This window comes from Pseudomonas sp. LBUM1673 (assembly GCF_059695645.1).
Genome location: NZ_CP166780.1, coordinates 3,541,654 through 3,563,147, shown reverse-complemented (window position 1 = coordinate 3,563,147; position 21,494 = coordinate 3,541,654). Strand labels below are relative to the sequence as shown.

The 21,494-nt window shown below is 60.4% G+C and carries 19 protein-coding genes; 9 read left to right on the top strand and 10 right to left on the bottom strand.

The genetic code is table 11. From position 1 onward, the window contains the following. Nucleotides 1-2: 2 nt before the first annotated feature. From ACA044_RS16350 to gloB, 7 genes are all read right to left on the bottom strand, one after another. A complete protein-coding gene (locus ACA044_RS16350) occupies nucleotides 3-1,613 on the bottom strand; it encodes an ABC transporter ATP-binding protein (RefSeq protein ID WP_497442342.1) in 1,611 nt (536 codons plus the stop codon). Nucleotide 1,614: 1 nt separating this feature from the next. Further along, a complete protein-coding gene (locus ACA044_RS16345; RefSeq protein WP_497442341.1) occupies nucleotides 1,615-2,634 on the bottom strand; it encodes an ABC transporter permease in 1,020 nt (339 codons plus the stop codon). Between the two features lies 1 nt (nucleotide 2,635). Further along, nucleotides 2,636-3,709 (bottom strand): microcin C ABC transporter permease YejB, encoded by a 1,074-nt coding sequence (locus ACA044_RS16340; protein ID WP_497442340.1) that lies wholly within the window; start codon nucleotides 3,707-3,709, stop codon nucleotides 2,636-2,638. A 4-nt stretch (nucleotides 3,710-3,713) separates the two neighbouring features. Continuing rightward, the gene (locus tag ACA044_RS16335) at nucleotides 3,714-5,555 is read right to left on the bottom strand and encodes an extracellular solute-binding protein (RefSeq protein WP_497442339.1); all 1,842 of its coding nucleotides are present in this window, start codon (nucleotides 5,553-5,555) and stop codon (nucleotides 3,714-3,716) included. Beyond that, complete coding sequence (locus tag ACA044_RS16330) at nucleotides 5,552-7,366, bottom strand: extracellular solute-binding protein (protein ID WP_497447239.1); 1,815 nt, start codon at nucleotides 7,364-7,366, stop codon at nucleotides 5,552-5,554. The genes ACA044_RS16335 and ACA044_RS16330 overlap by 4 nt, the downstream gene beginning before the upstream one ends. A 293-nt stretch (nucleotides 7,367-7,659) precedes the next feature. After that, a complete protein-coding gene (locus tag ACA044_RS16325; RefSeq protein ID WP_497442338.1) occupies nucleotides 7,660-9,114 on the bottom strand; it encodes a transglycosylase SLT domain-containing protein in 1,455 nt (484 codons plus the stop codon). Nucleotides 9,115-9,213: 99 nt separating this feature from the next. Further along, nucleotides 9,214-9,981: a hydroxyacylglutathione hydrolase gene (gloB, locus tag ACA044_RS16320; protein ID WP_497447238.1), complete on the bottom strand. Its 768-nt coding sequence runs from the start codon at nucleotides 9,979-9,981 to the stop codon at nucleotides 9,214-9,216. A gap of 65 nt (nucleotides 9,982-10,046) precedes the next feature. On the opposite strand from gloB, the gene ACA044_RS16315 reads away from it, so the two are divergent. From ACA044_RS16315 to ACA044_RS16295, 5 genes are all read left to right on the top strand, one after another. After that, nucleotides 10,047-10,805, top strand: a complete 759-nt coding sequence (locus ACA044_RS16315) for a methyltransferase domain-containing protein (protein ID WP_497442337.1) — start codon at nucleotides 10,047-10,049, stop codon at nucleotides 10,803-10,805. Between the two features lie 93 nt (nucleotides 10,806-10,898). Next, the gene (gene rnhA, locus ACA044_RS16310; RefSeq protein WP_003180633.1) at nucleotides 10,899-11,351 is read left to right on the top strand and encodes a ribonuclease HI; all 453 of its coding nucleotides are present in this window, start codon (nucleotides 10,899-10,901) and stop codon (nucleotides 11,349-11,351) included. A gap of 217 nt (nucleotides 11,352-11,568) precedes the next feature. Then, on the top strand, nucleotides 11,569-12,327 hold the full coding sequence (gene dnaQ / locus ACA044_RS16305) for a DNA polymerase III subunit epsilon (protein ID WP_497442336.1): 759 nt from the start codon (nucleotides 11,569-11,571) through the stop codon (nucleotides 12,325-12,327). A gap of 328 nt (nucleotides 12,328-12,655) precedes the next feature. Further along, complete coding sequence (locus ACA044_RS16300) at nucleotides 12,656-14,911, top strand: Orn/Lys/Arg family decarboxylase (RefSeq protein ID WP_497442335.1); 2,256 nt, start codon at nucleotides 12,656-12,658, stop codon at nucleotides 14,909-14,911. Nucleotides 14,912-14,925: 14 nt separating this feature from the next. Next, nucleotides 14,926-15,540: a GNAT family N-acetyltransferase gene (locus tag ACA044_RS16295; protein WP_497442334.1), complete on the top strand. Its 615-nt coding sequence runs from the start codon at nucleotides 14,926-14,928 to the stop codon at nucleotides 15,538-15,540. Here ACA044_RS16295 and ACA044_RS16290 read toward each other — a convergent pair. Together ACA044_RS16290 and ACA044_RS16285 are read right to left on the bottom strand one after the other, a co-directional pair. Continuing rightward, nucleotides 15,506-16,399: a LysR family transcriptional regulator gene (locus tag ACA044_RS16290; protein WP_497442333.1), complete on the bottom strand. Its 894-nt coding sequence runs from the start codon at nucleotides 16,397-16,399 to the stop codon at nucleotides 15,506-15,508. The two genes, ACA044_RS16295 and ACA044_RS16290, sit on opposite strands and share 35 nt — an antisense overlap. A gap of 88 nt (nucleotides 16,400-16,487) precedes the next feature. Beyond that, nucleotides 16,488-16,724: a hypothetical protein gene (locus ACA044_RS16285; protein ID WP_497442332.1), complete on the bottom strand. Its 237-nt coding sequence runs from the start codon at nucleotides 16,722-16,724 to the stop codon at nucleotides 16,488-16,490. Nucleotides 16,725-16,908: 184 nt separating this feature from the next. Here ACA044_RS16285 and ACA044_RS16280 point away from each other — a divergent pair, with 184 nt between their 5' ends. After that, nucleotides 16,909-17,469 carry an NADPH-dependent FMN reductase gene (locus tag ACA044_RS16280; RefSeq protein WP_497442331.1) on the top strand — a complete coding sequence of 187 codons (561 nt, stop codon included), beginning with the start codon at nucleotides 16,909-16,911 and terminating at the stop codon, nucleotides 17,467-17,469. 209 nt (nucleotides 17,470-17,678) lie between these two features. Here ACA044_RS16280 and ACA044_RS16275 read toward each other — a convergent pair whose 3' ends face one another. Beyond that, on the bottom strand, nucleotides 17,679-18,629 hold the full coding sequence (locus tag ACA044_RS16275; RefSeq protein WP_497442330.1) for a DUF1853 family protein: 951 nt from the start codon (nucleotides 18,627-18,629) through the stop codon (nucleotides 17,679-17,681). 123 nt (nucleotides 18,630-18,752) lie between these two features. Here ACA044_RS16275 and ACA044_RS16270 point away from each other — a divergent pair, with 123 nt between their 5' ends. Genes ACA044_RS16270 through ACA044_RS16260 form a run of 3 tightly spaced genes read left to right on the top strand, consistent with a single transcriptional unit; the run spans nucleotide 18,753 to nucleotide 21,480 of the window. Then, complete coding sequence (locus tag ACA044_RS16270; RefSeq protein WP_007906781.1) at nucleotides 18,753-19,643, top strand: NAD(+) kinase; 891 nt, start codon at nucleotides 18,753-18,755, stop codon at nucleotides 19,641-19,643. Further along, on the top strand, nucleotides 19,640-20,614 hold the full coding sequence (locus tag ACA044_RS16265) for a metallophosphoesterase (protein ID WP_497447237.1): 975 nt from the start codon (nucleotides 19,640-19,642) through the stop codon (nucleotides 20,612-20,614). Before ACA044_RS16270 ends, ACA044_RS16265 begins: the two co-directional genes overlap by 4 nt. Next, on the top strand, nucleotides 20,611-21,480 hold the full coding sequence (locus ACA044_RS16260) for a rhomboid family intramembrane serine protease (protein ID WP_497442329.1): 870 nt from the start codon (nucleotides 20,611-20,613) through the stop codon (nucleotides 21,478-21,480). Before ACA044_RS16265 ends, ACA044_RS16260 begins: the two co-directional genes overlap by 4 nt. Nucleotides 21,481-21,494: the final 14 nt, after the last annotated feature.

Here is a 21,494-nt window from a genome sequence, read left to right as displayed (position 1 = left end):
GTTTATTGCGCAGTGGCTGGCGCCAGAAAAGCGGCTTCCAGCAACTGCTGTGTATACGGATGTCGGGGGGCGGCAAAGATACTTTGCGCGTCTCCCTGTTCGACCACTTGGCCATGCTTGACCACCATCAGCTGGTGGCTCAGCGCTTTGACGACAGCCAGGTCATGGCTGATGAACAGATACGTCAGGTTGTACTTGGTTTGCAGTGAACGCAGCAGCTCCACCACTTGGCGTTGCACTGTCCGGTCGAGGGCCGACGTCGGCTCGTCCAGAAGAATCAACGCCGGTTTTAGCACCAATGCCCGGGCAATGGCGATTCTCTGCCGTTGCCCACCGGAAAATTCGTGGGGGTAGCGGTGCCGGGTTTCCGGGTCCAGACCTACTTCCTTGAGTGCCGCAATGATCGCTTGTTCCTGTTCTGCCTCGGTGCCCATCTTGTGGATCCGCAAGCCTTCGCCGACGATCTGGCTCACGCACATCCGCGGGCTCAGGCTGCCGAAGGGGTCCTGGAACACCACCTGCATTTCTCGCCGTAGCGGACGAACCTGTTGCTGCGTCAGGCAGTCTAGCTGCTTGCCTTCAAAACGGATGGTGCCTTTGCTGCCGATCAACCGCAAAATCGCCAGGCCGAGCGTCGACTTGCCGGAACCGCTTTCTCCCACAATCCCCAGGGTCTGGCCCTGTGGCAGGCTGAAATTGATGCCGTCCACCGCCTTGATGTAATCCACCGTGCTTTTGAAAAAGCCTTTCTTGATCGGGAACCAGACTTTCAGGTCCTCGACTTGCAACAGCGGCGGGCCGATTACATTGGTTGCGGGTGTCCCGCTGGGCTCCGCCGCCAGCAGTTCCCGCGTGTACGGATGCTGCGGCGCGCGGAACAACTCTTCGCACGATGCCTGTTCGACGATGCAACCGCGCTGCATGACACATACGCGATGCGCAATTCTTCGTACAAGGTTCAAATCGTGACTGATCAGTAACAACGCCATACCCAAACGGGCCTGCAAGTCCTTGAGCAATTCTAGGATTTTCAGCTGAACGGTCACGTCCAGCGCGGTGGTCGGTTCGTCGGCGATCAGCAGTTCCGGCTCGTTGGCCAAGGCCATGGCGATCATCACCCGCTGGCGCTGGCCGCCGGACAATTCGTGGGGTAGGGCCTTGAGACGCTTCTCGGGCTCGGGAATGCCGACCATTTCCAGCAGTTCCAGCGTGCGTTTGGTCGCGACTTTGCCGCTCAGGCCTTTGTGGATGCCCAGCACTTCGTTGATCTGTTTCTCGATCGAATGCAGTGGATTGAGCGAGGTCATCGGCTCCTGGAAGATCATCGCGATCCGGTTGCCGCGGATGTGGCGGATGGTTTTCTCTTTCAGGCTTAACAGGTCCCGTCCGGAATACTCGATGGTGCCGGACGGATGCCGGGCGAGCGGGTAGGGCAGCAGTCGCAGGATCGAGTGGGCGGTCACTGATTTGCCGGAGCCGCTTTCGCCGACCAGGGCCAGGGTTTCGCCGCGCTTGATGTCGAAGCTCACACCCTCGACCACCCGCTGAACGCGGTCGCCGACGACAAATTCGACGGCAAGGTCGCGCACTTCGATCAGATTTTCCTGATTCATTTCACTTCCTCGGGTCGAAGGCATCGCGAGCGGACTCGCCGATGAATACCAGCAGGCTCAACATCAGCGCCAGCACCGCAAACGCACTCATGCCGAGCCAAGGCGCTTGCAGGTTGGATTTGCCCTGGGCCACCAGTTCCCCCAGGGACGGCGCGCCCGGCGGCAGGCCGAAGCCGAGGAAGTCCAGGGCGGTCAGGGTGCCGATGGCGCCGGTCAGGATGAACGGCATGAAGGTCATGGTCGAGACCATGGCGTTGGGCAGAATGTGGCGGAACATGATCGCACCATTGCGCATGCCCAGCGCCCGGGCTGCGCGCACGTATTCCAGGTTACGGCCGCGCAGAAACTCGGCGCGCACCACATCCACCAGACTCATCCACGAGAACAGCAGCATGATCCCCAGCAGCCACCAGAAGTTCGGCTGCACGAAGCTGGCGAGGATGATCAGCAGGTACAGCACCGGCAGACCGGACCAGATCTCCAGAACGCGCTGCCCGGCCAGATCGACCCAGCCACCATAAAAACCCTGCAAGGCCCCGGCGATTACACCAATGATCGAGCTGAGGATGGTCAGCGTCAAAGCAAACAGCACCGAAATCCGGAAGCCGTAAATCACCCGGGCCAACACATCGCGGCCCTGATCGTCGGTGCCCAGCAGATTGTCCGCGGACGGCGGCGCGGGGGCCGGGACTTTCAGGTCGTAGTTGATGCTTTGGTAGCTGTAGGGAATCGGTGCCCACACCACCCAGGCATCCTTGGCCTTGAGCAGTTCGCGGATATACGGGCTCTTGTAGTTGGCTTCCAGCGGGAATTCGCCACCGAATGCGGTTTCCGGGTAGCGTTTGAGGGCCGGGAAGTACCAGGCGTTGTCGTAGTGCACCACCAACGGTTTGTCGTTGGCGATCAACTCGGCGCCGAGGCTTGCGCCGAACAGCACCAGAAACAACCACAATGACCACCAGCCACGCTTGTTGGCCTTGAACAGTTCGAAGCGTCGGCGATTGAGAGGGGACAGGTTCATCTCAATGCTCCCGGCTTTCGAAGTCGATGCGCGGATCGACAAAGGTGTAAGTGAGGTCGCCGATCAACTTCACCACCAACCCCAGCAGCGTGAAGATGAACAGCGTGCCGAAGACCACCGGGTAGTCGCGGTTGATCGCTGCTTCAAAACTCATCAGCCCGAGGCCGTCGAGGGAGAAAATCACTTCCACCAGCAATGAGCCGGTGAAAAAGATCCCGATGAACGCCGAAGGGAAACCGGCAATCACCAACAGCATGGCGTTGCGAAACACATGGCCGTACAGCACGCGGTGACGGGTCAGGCCTTTGGCCTTGGCGGTGACCACGTACTGCTTGTTGATTTCATCGAGGAAGCTGTTCTTGGTCAGCAGCGTCATGGTCGCGAAGTTGCCGATCACCAGTGCGGTCACCGGCAGTGCCAGGTGCCAGAAATAATCGAGGATCTTGCCGCTGGTGCTGAGCTCATTGAAGTTGTTCGAGGTCAGGCCCCTTAGCGGGAACCAGTCGAAATAGCTGCCGCCGGCGAACACCACAATCAGCAGGATGGCGAACAGGAACGCCGGGATCGCATAGCCGACGATGATCGCCGAACTGGTCCAGACGTCGAAGTGGCTGCCGTGTCGCGTCGCCTTGGCGATGCCCAGGGGGATCGACACCAGGTACATGATCAGCGTGCTCCACAGCCCCAGGGAGATCGACACCGGCATCTTTTCCTTGATCAGGTCGATGACCTTGGCGTCGCGGAAGAAGCTGTCGCCGAAATCCAGGGTGGCGTAGTTCTTGATCATGATCCACAAGCGTTCCGGCGCCGATTTGTCGAAGCCGTACATGTGCTCGATTTCCTTGACCAGCGCCGGGTCCAGGCCTTGGGCGCCGCGATAGGCCGAGCCTGCCACCGACACTTCGGCACCGCCGCCGGCAATGCGGCTGGTGGCGCCTTCGAAGCCTTCGAGCTTGGCGATCATCTGTTCCACCGGCCCACCGGGGGCCGCCTGGATGATCACGAAGTTGATCAGCAGAATGCCGAGCAGGGTCGGAATGATCAGCAGCAGTCGCCGAAAAATATACGCCAGCATCTGATTACTCCGTGCCCGCAGGGTCGGCTTGCAGTTTGGTTTCGACTTCTATCGGCAATGTCGCGTCGGGCTTGACCCACCAGGTATTGATGCCGATGTCATATTTGGGCGAAACCTTCGGGTGGCCGATGTGGTTCCAGTACGCCACGCGCCAGGTCTTGATGTGCCAGTTGGGGATCACGTAATAGCCCCATTGCAGTACCCGGTCCAGCACTCGGGCGTGGGCCACCAGGCTTTTGCGCGAATCGGCATTGATCAGCTGCTCGACCAGTTGGTCCACCACCGGGTCTTTCAGGCCCATGGAGTTGCGGCTGCCGGGTTTGTCAGCCGCGGCGGTCATCCAGAACTCACGTTGTTCGTTACCGGGCGAGTTGGATTGCGGGAAGCTGCCGACGATCATGTCGAAATCCCGGGAGCGCACGCGATTCACGTATTGCGAGACGTCGACGCGGCGGATCACCAGGTCGATACCCAGGTCGCTGAGGTTGCGCTTGAACGGCAGCAGCACCCGTTCGAACTCAGTCTGGGCCAGCAGGAACTCGATGGTCACCGGTTTGCCGGTGGCGTCGACCATCTTGTCGTCGACGATCCGCCAGCCGGCCTCTTGCAGCAGTTGATAGGCCTTGCGCTGTTGGGTGCGGATCATGCCGCTGGCGTCGGTCAGCGGGTTCTGGAACGCTTCGCTGAAGACTTGCTCGGGAATCTTGCCGCGGAACGGGTCGAGGATCGCCAGTTGATCGGCGTCCGGCAGGCCAGTGGCGGCCATTTCCGAGTTTTCGAAGTAACTGCGGGTGCGCGCGTAAGCACCGTTGAACAGTTGCTTGTTGGTCCATTCGAAGTCCAGCAACAAGGTCAGTGCCTGACGCACACGCACATCCTGAAACACCGGGCGGCGCAGGTTGAATACAAAACCCTGCATGCCGGTAGGGTTGCCGTTGGGGATCTGTTCCTTGATCAACCGACCCTCGGTCACCGCCGGGATGTTGTAGGCGTTGGCCCAGTTTTTCGCAGCCATCTCCAGCCAGTAGTCGAACTGCCCGGCCTTGAGCGCTTCCAGCGCGACGGTGTTGTCGCGGTAATAGTCAGTGGTCATCACGTCGAAATTGTAGAAGCCGCGATTGACCGGCAGGTCTTTGCCCCAGTAATCCTTGACCCGCTCATAGCGTACCGAACGGCCGGCCTTCACTTCGCTGACTTTGTACGGGCCGCTGCCCAGCGGCAGTTCCAGGTTGCCCTTGTTGAAGTCGCGGGTGGCCCACCAATGTTTGGGCAATACCGGCAGTTGCCCGAGAATCAGCGGCAGTTCGCGATTGTTGTTGTGTTTGAACTTGAACAGCACTTTGAGCGGGTCTTCGGCGACCACTTCTTCCACGTCGCTGTAATAACCGCGGTAGAGCGGGGCGCCGTCCTTGGTCAAGGTCTGGAAGCTGAACACCACGTCTTCGGCACGCACCGGGTGGCCATCGTGGAAGCGTGCTTCGGGACGCAGGTAGAAGCGCACCCAACTGTTGTCCGGGGCTTTTTCGATCTTGCCGGCGATCAGGCCGTATTCGGTGAACGGTTCATCCAGACCCTGTTTGGCCAGGGTGTCGTAGATCATGCCGATGTCGTCGGCCGGCACACCTTTGCTGATGAACGGGTTGAGGCTGTCGAAGCCACCGAACCCGGCCTGGCGGAAGATTCCGCCCTTGGGCGCGTCGGGGTTCACGTAATCGAAGTGTTTGAAATCGGCCGGGTATTTCGGCGTCTCGTTGTACAGGGTCAAGGCATGCTGCGGGGCGGCGCAGGCCAGCCCGGCGAACAACAGACCGCTGGCCTGCAAGAGCAGGGCGCGTACGGGTTTCATTGATCTTTCTCCGAAGATTTCAGCCACCACGCGCTCAGGCCCAGGGTGTAGGGCGGCGTAGTGACGAAAGCGAACCGGTTGCGGTAGGCCAGGCGGTGATAATTGAGGTACCAGTTGGGAATGATGTAGTGCTGCCACAGCAGCACCCGGTCCAGCGCCTTGCCGGCGGCGACTTGTTCATCGCGGGTCTGGGCGGCGAGCAGTTGTTCGAGTAAGTGGTCGACCATCGGGTTGGCGATACCCGCGTAGTTCTTGCTGCCCTTGACCCCGACCTGGCTGGAGTGGAAGTACTGCCATTGCTCCAGGCCCGGGCTGAGGGTCTGGTTGAGGGTCATCAGGATCATGTCGAAATCGAACTGATCGAGGCGCTGTTTGTACTGGGCGCGATCGACCGTGCGCAGCCGTGCGTCGATGCCGATGCTGGCGAGGTTCTCGACGTAGGGCTGAAGGATGCGTTCCAGGTTCGGGTTGACCAGCAGGATCTCGAAGCGAAACGGTTGGCCGATGGTGTTCTGCAGCCGCTGATTGTTGAGCTTCCAGCCGGCCTCAGCGAGCAGGCTCAGAGCCTTGCGCATGGTTTCCCTTGGAATGCCGCGACCTTCGGTTTGCGGCAGGCTGAACGGCTCGGTGAGCAGCTTGGGGGGCAACTGATCGCGGTAGGGCTTGAGCAACAGCCATTCGTGACCGACCGGTAGCCCGGTGGCGGAGAACTCGCTGTTGGGGTAATAACTCATGGCGCGCTTGTAAGCGCCGCTGAACAGCGTGCGGTTGGTCCACTCGAAGTCGAACATCAGCCCCAGCGCTTCGCGGACCTTGGCCTCGGCGAAAGTTGACCGCCGGGTGTTCATGAACAGGCCCTGGCTCTGGGTCGGGATCTGGTGCGGGATTTGCGCCTTGATCACATCGCCACGGCGCACGGCCGGGAAGTTGTAACCGTTGGCCCAGTTCTTCGCCTGGTGTTCGATGTAAATGTCGAACTCACCGGCCTTGAACGCTTCGAAAGCCACATCGCTGTCACGGTAGAACTCGACTTCCATGCGATCGACGTTGTACTTGCCGCGATTGACCGGCAGGTCCTTGCCCCAGTAATCCTTGACCCGTTCGAAGACGATCTGTCGCCCGGGCGTTACCGAAGTGATGCGATATGGCCCGCTGCCCAATGGCGGTTCGAAGGTGGTGGCCTTGAAATCGCGACCTTCCCAGTAATGCTGGGGCAGCACCGGCAACTCGCCCAGGCGCAGGATCAGCAAGGGATTGCCGGCGCGCTTGAAGACGAAACGGATGCGCTGCGGGTTGAGGATGTCGACCCGCGACACTTCCTGAAGGTTGGTGCGGTATTGCGGATGACCTTCCTTGAGCAGCAAACGGTAAGAGAACGCCACGTCGTAAGCGGTGATCGGCGTGCCATCGTGGAAACGCGCTTCGGGGCGCAGGTTGAACACCACCCAGCTGCGGTCCTCGCTGTATTCCACCGATTGGGCGATCAGGCCATAACTGGAAGTCGGCTCATCGCCGGACGGCGCGTACTGGCCGGTGCCGACCATCAGCGGTTCGTTGAGTTCGTTGATGCCGTATTGCAGGAAGTTGGCGGTGGAAACCGGGCTCGAGCCTTTGAAGGTGTAAGGGTTGAGCGTATCGAAAGTGCCAAACGCCATCACCCGCAACGTACCGCCCTTGGGCGCTTGCGGGTTGACCCAGTCGAAGTGGGTAAATCTGGCCGGGTACTTGAGCGTGCCGAACTGCGCATAACCGTGGCTTTCGCTGATCGTCGCGCTTGCGCAGGTGCTCAAGGCCAGGCTGATCAGGAGCAGGAGGAGGGGACGCTTCAAGTCAGAGATCCGATCCAGGCGGCTTGGGCTTTGTGGTTCGTACAGTAACAGCTTGTATCGACAGGAAAAAGACGGGGGGTTAATGCGCTGTTAATTGTGCAGGTGAAAGTCCGGCGGATCGCAGAACCTGTGGCGAGGGGGCTTGCCCCCGTTGGGGCGCGAAGCGGCCCCGGCATTTATTGCCGATCCACCGCATCAGCGGGATTTACGACTGCTGCGCAGCCGAACGGGAGCAAGCTCCCTCGCCACAAAAAAGCCCTATTGCCTGAACCAGCTTAACGCGGCGAAGCAACCGTCAGCATCTGCCCTGGCTTCAGCGCCTGGCCAACCCGGGGGTTCCAGCGCTTGAGGTGCTGCATTTCAACGTTGAAGCGCTTGGCGACCATGTACAGCGAATCGCCTTGCTTGACCTTGTACTGGGTCTGTTGCGTCTTGTTGGTGACCTTGCCGTTCGCCTTGCTGTTCGCCGCGACCACGGTGTTGACGCGCCCGGAACTGCGCTTGGTGGTGTCCTGCATCACCAAGGTCTGGCCGACCTTGAGGTTCTTGCCGTTTAGCTTGTTCCAGCGTTGCAGGTCTTTGACGTCGACCTTGTTGGCCTTGGCAATGGTGCCCAGATTGTCGCCGCGTTTGACCCGGTAGGCGCGCTTGAGGCTGGCGATTTCGCGGTCGTCTGTACCTTCGAATACCGGTTTGAGCGATCGCTGGCTGATCAGCTCCTCAGGGCGCATGGTCGACAGGCTGGCGGTCAGCAGCTGCGCCTTGGACGTCGGCACCAGCAGATGCTGGGGGCCGTCGATGGTAGTGCGCTGCTTGAAGGCCGGGTTGAGCTGGAACAGTTCGTCTTCGTCGATGTTGGCCACCGCAGCAACCTTGGACAGGTCCATGCGCTGATTGATTTCGACGACCTGAAAGTACGGTTCGTTAGCGATCGGATTGAGGTTCACGCCATAGGCTTCGGGGGCCAATACCACTTGCGACAGGGCCAGCAGCTTTGGCACATAGGCCTGGGTTTCCGCCGGTAGCGGCAAGTTCCAGTAATCGGTCGGCAAGCCGAGTCGCTCGTTGCGCTCGATGGCCCGGCTGACCGTGCCTTCACCAGCGTTATAGGCCGCCAGGGCCAGCAGCCAGTCGCCGTTGAACATGTCGTGCAGGCGGGTCAGGTAATCCATGGCCGCAGTGGTCGAAGCGGTGATATCGCGACGGCCATCATAGAAACGGGTCTGACGCAGGTTGAAGTAACGCCCCGTGGAAGGAATGAATTGCCAAAGACCCACCGCGTCGGCCCGGGAATAGGCCATCGGGTTGTAGGCGCTTTCAATCACCGGCAACAGCGCCAGTTCCAGCGGCATGTTGCGTTCTTCAAGGCGTTCGACGATGTAGTGAATGTAGAGGCTGCCGCGTTCGCCGGCGTTTTCGAGGAAGGACGGGTTACTGGCGAACCACAGGCGCTGTTGCTCGATGCGCGGGTTGACGCCCAGGTTGTCCTGCAGCTGGAAGCCCTGGCGCATGCGCTCCCAGACGTCCTGTGGTATTTGCGGTGTTGGTTTTTCGCTGAGCCAGATCGGTTTTTGCTTGGCTCGCGCGGCGATATTCGGAGTGTGTGTCGCTTCGGTCTGCGGCACATGGCTGGAACAGCCCGCCAGAGTGGCGGACACAGCCACCGCGATGGCTTGAGCCAAGCGGGTCAATGCGTCTGAATTGATGGCTTTACGAGTAGATGACGACATTGGCTGGAAGTAAGTTCCGGGCAAAAATGTCGGGCGATTCTAGAAAGCGTACCCCCTGCGGTCAACCATTCAGAATTTTTGTACCAACCGCCCGTCTACTTAGAACTTATCTTTCCAAGCCCGAAGGGCCGCAAAGACCGCGCTTGACGCCCGGTTTTCAGTTCCATTCCGTTCGTCCACTTTTTCTTTAACGGATGTTTCACCAGTACGCAAAAACGGATTGGTGAGCTTCTCAAGTGCCAGCGTAGAGGGCAGCGTCATGATTCCGGCTTCCCGTTGCCGGGTGACTTTGGCCAGTCGTTCGAGGGTATCGGGGTTACCCGGTTCGACCGCTGCAGCAAACTTCAGGTTGCTCAGGGTGTATTCGTGGGTGCAGTAGACCAGCGTGTCTTCGGGCAGCGCTGCGAGGCGGCTCAGCGAATGATGCATTTGCTCGGGCGTGCCTTCGAATAACCGTCCGCAACCGGCGGCGAACAGAGTGTCGCCGCAAAACAAATGGCCGTGGTGATAAAAGGCGATGTGCCCAAGGGTATGGCCCGGGACATGAATGACCTCGAAGTCCCAGTCCAGCACGCTGATACGGTCATTGTCCTTGAGGGCCACGTCCCGCGCCGGGATGGTTTCGCTGGCCGGGCCATAGACTGTCGCGTCTGTCGCTTTTTTCAGTCGCTCGACGCCGCCGACATGGTCATGATGGTGATGAGTGATCAGAATATCGCTTAATACCCAACCCGGGTGCGCCGCGAGCCAGGTTTGTACTGGCGCTGCATCGCCCGGATCGACCACGGCGCAGCGCTGGGTGCTGTGGTCTTGTAATAACCAGATGTAGTTGTCGGTGAAGGCGGGCAGGGCACTGATCTGTATCATCGTCGGATTCGCCAAGCGGAAAACATTGGCGCATCTTAGAGCTTCCTGGCGCGTTGGAGAATGCAATGACCGATAAAGCGTTCGCTCAGGCTGATCCTGACTGGCTGGCATTGATCAGCGCAGCCCGTGAATGGCTGTCCGGCCCCATCGGGCAATTTCTGCTGGACGAAGAACGACGCATGCTCGAAGACGAGTTGGCGCGCTTCTTCGGCGGCTATTTGGTGCATTACGGTCCCTCGGCGCAGACGCCGCCGTCTGCGCCGCAGGTCCAGCGCAATGTGCGGCTCGGTGCGCCGTTGCCGGGGGTGGAGATTGTCTGCGAAGAGCAGGCCTGGCCCTTGAGCGAGCATGCCGCCGATGTGGTGGTGTTGCAGCACGGGCTGGATTTTTGCTTGTCGCCCCACGGTTTGCTGCGCGAAGCGGCGAGCAGTGTGCGGCCTGGCGGGCATCTGCTGATTGTCGGGATCAACCCTTGGAGCAGTTGGGGCTTGCGTCATGTGTTCGCCCATGACGCCTTGCGCAAGGCCCGCTGCATTTCGCCGTCGCGGGTCGCCGACTGGCTGAACTTGCTGGGTTTCGCGCTGGAGAAACGCCGCTTCGGGTGCTATCGTCCGCCGCTTGCATCGCCTGCCTGGCAGTCTCGTCTGGCCGGTTGGGAGCGTAAAGCCGGTGACTGGCAATTGTCGGGTGGCGGCTTCTATTTATTGGTCGCGCGCAAGATTGTGGTAGGCCTGCGGCCGGTGCGCCAGGAACGGCGCGAACCGATGGGCAAGCTGATTCCGTTGCCGATGGCCAAGGTCAACCGTCGTCACCTCGAACCGTAATACACTTTTTTATATTCCCGGCCGGGTGTGCCCCGGCCTCGGGCATCGTCGGTCACTGATCGGCGAGCCACCGCACTTTCTGGATAGATTGGCATGAGCGATAGCGTAGAACTCTTCACCGATGGCGCCTGCAAGGGCAACCCTGGCCCCGGCGGCTGGGGGGCGTTGTTGGTGTGCAAGGGCGTGGAAAAAGAACTCTGGGGCGGCGAAGCCAACACCACCAACAACCGCATGGAGTTGATGGGCGCGATCCGTGGCCTGGAAGAGCTCAAGCGTTCCTGCGATGTATTGCTGGTGACCGACTCCCAGTACGTGATGAAAGGCATCAACGAGTGGATGGCCAACTGGAAGAAACGCGGCTGGAAAACCGCGGCGAAGGAACCGGTAAAAAACGCCGATTTGTGGAAGCTGCTCGACGAGCAGGTCAACCGTCACAACGTCACCTGGAAATGGGTGCGCGGGCACATTGGTCATCATGGCAACGAACGGGCCGACCAACTGGCCAACCGTGGCGTGGATGAAGTGCGTGGGTACAAGCAGGCTTGAGTCCGGTTCTACCGGTGCGCCGTGTCATCGTTCTTCGCGACGCGGTGTACCTTGCAGGGCGCATCGCAGGCAAACCCGCCCCAACAGGCTTTATGAGCGTTGCCAATGATTGTTAAAAACTGCATGAGCGCCGATCACGTGGCGGCGCGCGCTCGATTCCGCGAGCGTGTTAACATCGCCGCTTTTGCACGATTGACCCGTTGAGAGCTGAGCACTGATGGCCACCAGATCCGTTGTACTCGATACCGAAACCACCGGCATGCCGGTGACCGACGGCCACCGGATTATCGAAATCGGTTGTGTCGAGTTGATTGGTCGGCGCCTGACCGGCCGGCATTTCCACGTTTACCTGCAACCGGATCGCGAGAGTGACGAAGGCGCCATCGGCGTCCACGGCATCACTAACGAGTTTCTGGTGGGCAAACCGCGTTTCACTGAAGTGGCCGATGAGTTTTTCGAATTCATCAAGGGCGCGCAGCTGATCATCCATAACGCGGCGTTCGACGTTGGCTTCATCAACAACGAATTTGCCCTGATGGGCCAGCACGATCGCGCAGACATCACACAACACTGCTCGATCCTCGACACCCTGATGATGGCCAGGGAACGTCACCCGGGGCAGCGCAACAGCCTCGACGCCTTGTGCAAACGCTATGGCGTTGACAACTCTGGCCGTGAGCTGCACGGCGCCTTGCTCGACTCCGAGATTCTCGCCGACGTTTACCTGACCATGACCGGTGGCCAGACCAGCTTGTCGCTGGCCGGTAACGCGTCCGATGGCAATGGTTCCGGCGAAGGCGCGGACAACTCCGCCACGGAAATCCGTCGCCTGCCGGCCGATCGTCTGCCGGCCCGAATCATCCGCGCCAGTGAAGAGGATCTGGCCCAGCACATCGCGCGCCTCGAAGCCATCGCCAAATCCGCCGGCGCCCCGTCGCTGTGGCAGCAACTGGCCGAGGCCAAGGCTCAGGCCTGACTCCCTTCGAGCGAAGAGCTTTTGTGGCGAGGGAGCTTGCCTGTGGCGAGGGGGCTTGCCCCCGTTGGGTCGCGAAGCGGCCCCGGCATTTCGTCAGACTCACCGCACTGGCAGGATTTACGACTGCTGCGCAGCCGAACGGGGGCAAGCCCCCTCGCCACAAAAAAACTGCCCCTCCAAAAAACTCATTCCTCATCCGGGCTTTGAGGCTTCAGATTGGTGCTGCAGCCGACCCACTTCAGGGCATCCCGCTCGCCACATGCGCTCCAACCCTCTACCCTGAGGTTATTGGCAGGCCACGGTCTGCCGCCTCAGGACACCGAGCCTCATGTATAAAGATTTGAAATTCCCGGTCCTGATCGTCCACCGTGACATCAAGGCCGACACCGTTGCCGGTGATCGTGTGCGTGGCATCGCCCGGGAGCTGGAGCAGGAGGGCTTCAGCATTGTCTCGGCGGTCGATTACACCGAGGGACGCATGGTCGCCTCGACCCATCACGGCCTCGCCTGCATGTTGATTGCCGCCGAAGACGCCAGTACCAATGCTCATCTTCTACAGAACATGGCCGAGCTGATCCGCCGGGCACGGGTTCGGGCACCGGACCTGCCGATCTTCGCCCTGGGCGAGCAGGTGACCCTGGAAAATGCCCCGGCCGATGCGATGGCCGAGCTCAATCAGCTGCGCGGCATTCTCTATTTGTTCGAAGACACCGTGCCATTCCTGGCGCGTCAGGTCGCCCGCGCGGCGCGCAAGTATCTGGACGGTCTGTTGCCGCCGTTCTTCAAGGCGCTGGTGCAGCACACCGCCGATTCCAATTATTCCTGGCACACCCCCGGCCATGGTGGCGGCGTGGCCTATCACAAGAGCCCGGTGGGGCAGGCGTTTCACCAGTTTTTCGGGGAAAACACTCTGCGTTCGGATTTGTCGGTGTCGGTACCGGAGCTCGGTTCGCTGCTCGATCACACGGGCCCGCTAGCCGAGGCAGAAGCGAGAGCGGCCCGCAATTTCGGCGCCGATCACACTTTTTTCGTAATCAATGGCACCTCGACCGCTAACAAAATCGTCTGGCATTCCATGGTGGCCCGCGATGATCTGGTGCTGGTGGATCGCAACTGCCACAAGTCAGTACTGCACTCAATCATCATGACCGGCGCGATTCCGCTGTACCTGTGCCCGGAGCGCAATGAGTTGGGGATTATTGGCCCGATTCCGTTGAGTGAATTCAGTCGCGAATCGATCCAGGCCAAGATCGACGCCAGCCCGCTGACCCAGGGCCGTGAACCCAAGGTCAAGCTGGCGGTGGTGACCAACTCGACTTACGACGGCCTCTGTTACAACGCCGAGCTGATCAAGCAGAGCCTGGGCAACAGCGTCGAGGTGCTGCATTTCGACGAAGCCTGGTATGCCTATGCGGCGTTCCATGAGTTCTTTGCCGGCCGCTATGGCATGGGCACTTCCCGCAGCGAAGACAGCCCGTTGGTGTTCACTACGCACTCCACGCACAAACTGCTGGCGGCGTTCAGTCAGGCGTCGATGATTCACGTTCAGGACGGTGGTGCGCGGCAGCTGGATCGTGATCGTTTCAACGAAGCGTTCATGATGCACATCTCGACCTCGCCGCAGTACAGCATCATTGCTTCGCTGGACGTGGCCTCGGCGATGATGGAAGGGCCGGCCGGTCGTTCGCTGTTGCAGGAGATGTTCGACGAGGCCCTGAGCTTTCGCCGGGCCCTGGCCAATCTGCGCCAGCACATCGCCGTCGATGACTGGTGGTTTTCCATCTGGCAACCGCCCTCGGCCGAGGGTATCGAGCAAGTGGTCACCGAAGATTGGCTGCTGCAGCCCAACGCCGATTGGCACGGCTTTGGCGGCGTGACCGACGACTACGTGCTGCTCGATCCGATCAAGGTCACATTGGTGATGCCGGGTTTGACGGCGGGCGGAGCGCTGAGCGCGCGAGGGATTCCGGCGGCGGTTGTCAGCAAATTCCTCTGGGAGCGTGGGCTGGTCGTGGAAAAGACTGGGCTGTACTCGTTTCTGGTGCTGTTCTCCATGGGCATCACCAAGGGCAAATGGAGCACGCTGCTGACCGAGTTGCTGGAGTTCAAGCGCAGTTACGATGCCAACGTCAGTCTGGCCACCTGCCTGCCGTGCGTGGCGCAACAGAACATTGCCCGTTATCAAGGCATGGGCCTGCGCGATCTGTGTGATCAATTGCACGCCTGTTATCGCAGCAATGCCACGGCCAAACACCTCAAACGCATGTACACGGTGCTGCCGGAAGTCGTCATGAAGCCGGCGGACGCCTATGATCAATTGGTGCGCGGGGAAGTGGAGGCTGTTTCGATCGATGCTCTGGACGGGCGGATCGCGGCGGTGATGCTGGTGCCATACCCGCCGGGGATTCCGTTGATTATGCCCGGCGAGCGTTTCACCGAGTCGACTCGTTCGATCATCGATTACCTGAAGTTTGCCCGTACGTTCGACAGCAGCTTCCCCGGGTTTGTCGCCGATGTGCATGGCTTGCAACACGAAGACGAGGGCAATGGACGGCACTACACCGTCGATTGCATCAAGGAATGAGGACCTTTCCGAGTATGCAACCAGTCATGAATCCCAAATACCCAGGCCTCTCGGTGCGTGTCGCCGATGAGGGCTTTGCGGCTTATATCTGGGGCAGTGATTTCAGTTTTGAAGTCGCCGCCTACGGCGCCGCCGAAATCGGTAAACCGGTGGCGCAGTGGCCAGTGACGCCGATTACCCCGTATCGCAAGTGCTACGGCATCGATCCTGAGGAGTTCAGCAGTTTTCGCGATGCCGCCGACAGTGAGATTTTCATGGCCTATCTGGATGACGAGCCGGTGGGCCATCTGGTAGTCAGCACCAACTGGAACGGCTTCGCCCATATCGATGAATTGGCGGTGCATGCACCGGCACGCCGTCATGGCGTGGCCAAGGCGCTGCTGGACGTGGCGCAGTTCTGGAGTCGCAAGAAGAAACTGCCGGGCATCATGCTGGAAACCCAGAACAACAACCTGGGGGCCTGTCGGCTTTATGAACGCTGTGGCTATATGGTCGGCGGGATCGATCATCTGCGCTATCGCGGGATCGACCCGAACACCGCCGAAGTAGCGTTGTTCTGGTATCGACTGTTCGATAACCCGCTGGAAAACCCGCTCAGCTCGCCAGCATCGCCACGGCTTGTTCCGTGATGATGTCCAGCAGCGCCTGAACGGCCGAAGAGGGCTCGGCGGTCTTGAGGCTCAAGGCATACACGCTGATCGGCACGGCAGGCGCCAGCGGGCAGGCATCGAGCCCGGCCGATTTGGCGCCGAGGGCGGTAAACGGGTCGACGATCGCCAGGCCTTCGCCGGCCTCGACCATGCTGCGCATCATCTGATGAGTCTGGACCCGGGTCTGGATGACCGGGGCAGGGCGCAGCGCATGCAGCTTGTTGTCCAGAGCCGGGCTTAACGGATCGTGACCTTCCAGGCCGACCATCGACTGGCCGGCCAGGTCCTGCAGCGAGATGTACTTCTGTTTCGGTTGCAGCCAGCCATGGGGCGCCAGCAACTGGAGCTTGCCCTGGGCGATGACCTGGCAATGGATATCGGCGTGGTCCGGGTCATGCAGGCTCAGGCCCAGATCGCTTTCACGCAGCAGCAGGCTTCTGACAATCTCGCGGGTCGGCTGGCTCAGGAGGGTGCAAGGTGCGTCGGGGAGGCGTCGGCGCAGGGCCGCGATGCTGTGTGGCAACAGTTGTTGTGCCAAAGGCGGGGTGCAGATGATTCGCAGGGGCGGGGCCAAATATTGCTTGAGGCTGCTGGCCAGTCGCTGGACCGGTTCAAGGGCTTCGTAGACGTGGGCGATTTCGACCTGCAGCTCCCGCGCCTCGCGCGTGGCTTGCAGGCGGCCACGCACGCTGGCAAACAGCATGAAACCCAACTGATCCTCGGCGTCACGCAGCGTGCGTTCGACCTCGGCCACCGGCAGCTGCAGCCATTCGGCGGCGGTGCCCAGGTGACCGGTCTGCAGGAGCGCCTGGATCACTTCGATATGACGTAAACGCATGCGTGAAGTCCATGTTCAGCAGGTGAGGGAGTCAGTCACTGAATCCTAACTCAAGTGCGCGCATATGACTTCTGCTCATAACAGCGGGTTATGAGGCCACGTTCGTTTCAGGTTCGCGAGTGAGGGTGACGCCCGATTGCACCAGTACAAATTCGTTGTCGTCGAGTTTGTTGACCCGGTCGCCAATGGCCAGTTTATAGGTGGTGACAGGCGCAGAGCCGGCGAGGCCGTCGTGCGACGGGGTGGATTCCTGGAACTCATGCACGGAATAAACGCGGCCTTCCGCGTCTCTTGCATGGAACTGACCGACGAGTACTGCTGCCATCTGCTTAGAACCTCTGGAGATAAATCACTCAATTTGCGGTTCTGTAGACCGTGGTTGGGCGAGGTAAGTTTTCCTACAGGAAAAAAATAGTCAGGGGTGGCGATTTTCCGTCGCCCGCTGGTTGAATCGTCATTTGATCATCTATAACTAGAAGCTCTTCCCATCGGACAGTCGAGAACCTTCCATGAGCAACGTCTACGAGATTGCCGTTTTGGTCGGCAGCCTGAGAAAAGCGTCGATCAACCGCAAGGTTGCGCTGGCGCTGGCCGAGCTGGCGCCTGCCAATTTGAAGTTGAATATCGTCGAGATCGGCGATTTGCCACTCTACAACGAAGACATCGATGGTGAGTCACCACCGGCAGCCTACAGCACTTTCCGGCAACAAGTGAGCTCATCCGACGCAGTGCTGTTCGTGACCCCGGAATACAACCGTTCGGTGCCGGCGCCGTTGAAGAATGCGATCGACGTGGGTTCGCGCCCCTATGGCAAGAGCGCCTGGAACGGCAAGCCGGGTGCGGTGATCAGCGTTTCACCGGGGGCCGTCGGTGGGTTTGGAGCCAACCATAACGTGCGCCAGTCCATGGTGTTTCTCAATGTGCCGTGCATGCAGCAGCCGGAAGCCTACCTGGGCGGCGCCGGTTCAGCGTTCGACGAGGCGGGTAAGTTGTCGGAATCGGTCAAGCCGTTCTTGCAGAAATTCATCGATGCGTATGCGCAGTGGGTTGAGCAGCATAAAAAGCAATGACCTTTCCCTATGTAGCAGCAGCCTCGCAGGCTCGGCAGCTGCTACATAGGGTGCACTTGGTGTTGTGCTTGTCCATTTAGACCGCGTTGGCCCATTCGCGGGCAAGCCTCGCTCCTACAATTAAGCGTCGTTCACAAATTTTGTAATCAACACAAAACCCGTAGGAGCGAGGTTTGCCCGCGAAGAGGCCCGTCCATTCACCACAAAACTCAGCCACTGCCCGGCACATTCGGCCAAAGATCGGACACCAGAAACAGCCGCTCGGCTTCTTCCCAATCCCCGTTCGCATGTTCTGTCAGCCGCACCATCAATTGCGCCGGTGCCAGCGGGTCCAGATCACTCAGCCACGCCTTCAGCTGTTCAGCATTCCAGGTCTGCTCCTCGGGATAGTGCGCCGGTGCCAGCCAGGCATGGCGGGGCAGGGGTTGCCAGCGACCGAATGGACGCTGCTCGACAAAGTCCGCCCAGTCCTTTTGATGCAGCCAGCTACCGCGCAAATGTTGAGGGTGCGCGCCGCTCGGTGGTTCGGCCTGCCCCGGCCATGGATAGAGCAGATAGCCGCCCAGCCACAGGTGCGCACTGAACTGCCGGATATCCAGCGACGCCAGCACTTCACGGCTTTCCGCCCGCGCGGAAATCGGTAATTGATGCTGGCTCAGGTGCTTCAGTTTACGGTCCAGCCGATCATGACAACCCGGTCCGAGCCATTGCGCGGTGTCATGGCCGTCGCCGTTCTGTGGCCCAAGATAGAGCTTGATCGCCAGTTCCAGGTGATGCACGCCATCGCGATCACGCAGCAGCATGTCCAACTCACCCAAGGTATGGCCTTCGCGGCGGATCGGCATGTTGGCGGCAATCAGCTCGATGCCCGGCGCGTGCCTCACGGCGTACTGCCACAGCCGTTCGTAGTACAAGCCCAGCCGCCGGGTCCTGGCCTGGGCCAACCAGTGCAGCAGGTCGTAACTGTCACGATCCAGTTGCCTGAGCCAGTGTTCCAGCCGCTCCGGTGCCTGCACCCAATCGCTGCCGGCCAGCGGATGACGCTGCGGCCACGGGGTGACGCTGAGCATCGGCGGTGCGAGGATGACCCAGGCCAGGTCGCGCACTTCGGGGTGGCGCAACTGGTGAGGTAACTGGAGCAAATCTGGAAATAGGATCATCTTGCGAGCATAGCCCGAAACGCGAGCACACCGTTGTGGCTGAAAGGGTTTTGTCTACGCCGCGCTTTCGCCCATAATCGTGTTTTTCGCCGTCGCAGGCCCCCGCGTCCCAATAGGAGCCCCATGGAGCAATTTCGTAATATCGGCATCATCGGTCGCCTGGGCAGTTCTCAGGTGCTGGATACCGTCCGCCGACTGAAACGGTTTCTGCTCGATCGTCACTTGCACGTGATCCTTGAAGACACCATCGCCGAAGTCCTGCCGGGCCATGGCCTGCAAACTTCGTCGCGCAAGATGCTTGGTGAAGTCTGTGACATGGTGATTGTGGTCGGCGGTGACGGCAGCCTGCTGGGCGCCGCCCGGGCGCTGGCCCGGCACAATATTCCGGTGCTCGGCATCAACCGTGGCAGCCTGGGGTTCCTGACCGATATTCGCCCCGATGAGCTGGAAGTCAAAGTCGCCGAAGTGCTCGACGGCCACTATCTGGTGGAAAACCGCTTCCTGCTGCAAGCCGAAGTCCGGCGCCACGCCGAGGCCATCGGCCAGGGCGATGCGCTGAACGACGTGGTGCTGCACCCCGGCAAATCGACGCGGATGATCGAGTTCGAGTTGTACATCGACGGCCAGTTCGTCTGCAGCCAGAAGGCCGACGGCCTGATCGTCGCCACGCCGACCGGTTCGACCGCCTACGCGCTGTCGGCGGGCGGCCCGATCATGCACCCCAAGCTCGACGCTATTGTGATTGTGCCGATGTACCCCCATACCTTGTCAGGCAGGCCGATCGTGGTCGATGGCAACAGTGAGCTGAAAATCGTCGTGTCCAAAGATATGCAGATTTACCCGCAAGTCTCCTGTGACGGGCAGAATCACTTCACCTGCGCGCCCGGTGACACCATCACTATCAGCAAGAAAGCGCAGAAACTCCGGCTGATTCATCCGCTGGACCACAACTACTATGAAGTCTGCCGGACCAAGCTCGGCTGGGGCAGCAAGTTGGGTGGTGGAGGCGACTGATGCTCGATCCCGCGCGTAGCTACGACCTGATCGGTGACGTGCACGGTTGCGCTCTGACCCTTGAGCACTTGCTTGACCGGCTCGGTTACCACAAACAGGCGGGTGTCTGGCGGCATCCGTCGCGCATGGCGGTGTTCCTCGGCGACATCATCGATCGCGGCCCACGGATTCGCGAGGCGCTGCACATCGTCCACGACATGGTCGAGGCCGGCCAGGCGCTATGCATCATGGGCAACCATGAATTCAACGCCCTCGGCTGGAGCACGCCGGCGCTGCCGGGTAGCGGCCAGCAGTTCGTGCGTGAACATACGCCGCGCCACGGGCGCCTGCTCAAGGAAACCCTGACCCAGTTCGAAGACCATCCCGCGGAATGGCATGACTTCCTGCAATGGTTCTATAAGCTGCCATTGTTCGTCGATGCCGGGCGTTTCCGCGTGGTGCATGCCTGCTGGGACGCCGGCCTGATCGAGCCGTTGCGCGGGTTGTTCCCCGATGGCTGCATCGATGAGCACTTCCTCCAGGCCTCCGCGGTGCCGGGCAGTTTTGCCTGCACCGTGTTCGATCGCCTGTTGCGCGGCACCGACATGCGCTTGCCCCACGGGTTGACCATGACCAGCGGCGACGGCCTGACGCGCTCGTTCTTCCGCACAAAATTCTGGGAAGACGACCCGCAAACCTACGGAGACATCGTGTTCCAGCCCGACGCCTTGCCCGAGCCGGTGGCCCGCACGCCGCTGTCGTCCACCGAAAAAGACACCTTGCTGCGCTACGGTATCGATGAGCCGCTGTTGTTCGTCGGCCATTACTGGCGCAGTGGCAAACCGGCGCCGATCCGCCCGAACCTGGCGTGCCTGGATTACAGCGCAGTGCTCTACGGCAAACTGGTCGCTTATCGTCTGGATCAGGAAACCCATCTCGACCCGCATAAGTTTGTCTGGGTCGATGTGGAACGGCCGGAGGTGCTGCAATGACGGCGGTGGCGGTATTGCGTCTGCCTCTGGCGGTGGATTTGAGCGGGTTCGTCAAACTGCTGCAGCGCATGCAAGTGCCCCATCGGGTCAGCGAAGAGGCGGGCGAGCAGGTGCTGTGGGTACCGGCCAACATCAGCGAAGACGTGCGCTCATTGTACGAACGCTTTCCGGCGGGCGACCCCGATCAGCAACTGGATATCCCGATGACGCAGGCCATGCAGCGTCCGGGTTTCATCGAGCAGTTGCGCCACAGCAAGGCCACGGCGTTGGTGCTGTTGCTGAGCCTGATCGTCGGCATGGTGACGCTGCTGGGCGAAAACCTCGAGACGATACGCTGGCTGACCTTCCTCGATTTCCGCGTGGTGGGTGAATACATCCATTTCACGCCACTGGCCGACAGCCTGGCGGCGGGGCAGTGGTGGCGTCTGGTGACGCCGATGCTGATCCACTTCGGCATCCTGCACCTGGCCATGAACGGTATGTGGTACTGGGAACTGGGGCGGCGCATCGAGTCGGGTCAGGGCAGCATCAATTTGATCGGCCTGACGCTGCTGTTCAGCCTGGTGTCCAATTATGCCCAGTTTCTTTTCAGCGGCCCGAGCCTGTTTGGCGGGTTGTCCGGCGTGCTGTACGGCCTGCTCGGGCATTGCTGGATCTTCCAGGTTCTGTCGCCGAACCCGGCGTATCGCCTGCCGCGCGGCGTGCTGGTCATGATGCTGGTGTGGCTGCTGCTGTGCCTGTCGGGGCTGGTCTCGATGATCGGTTTCGGCGAGATCGCCAACGCGGCCCACGTCAGCGGGTTACTCATCGGATGCTTCACCGGTTTGTTGGGCGGTTTGTACAACCGCCGTAAACTGGCCGTCTAAAACAGTTATGAATA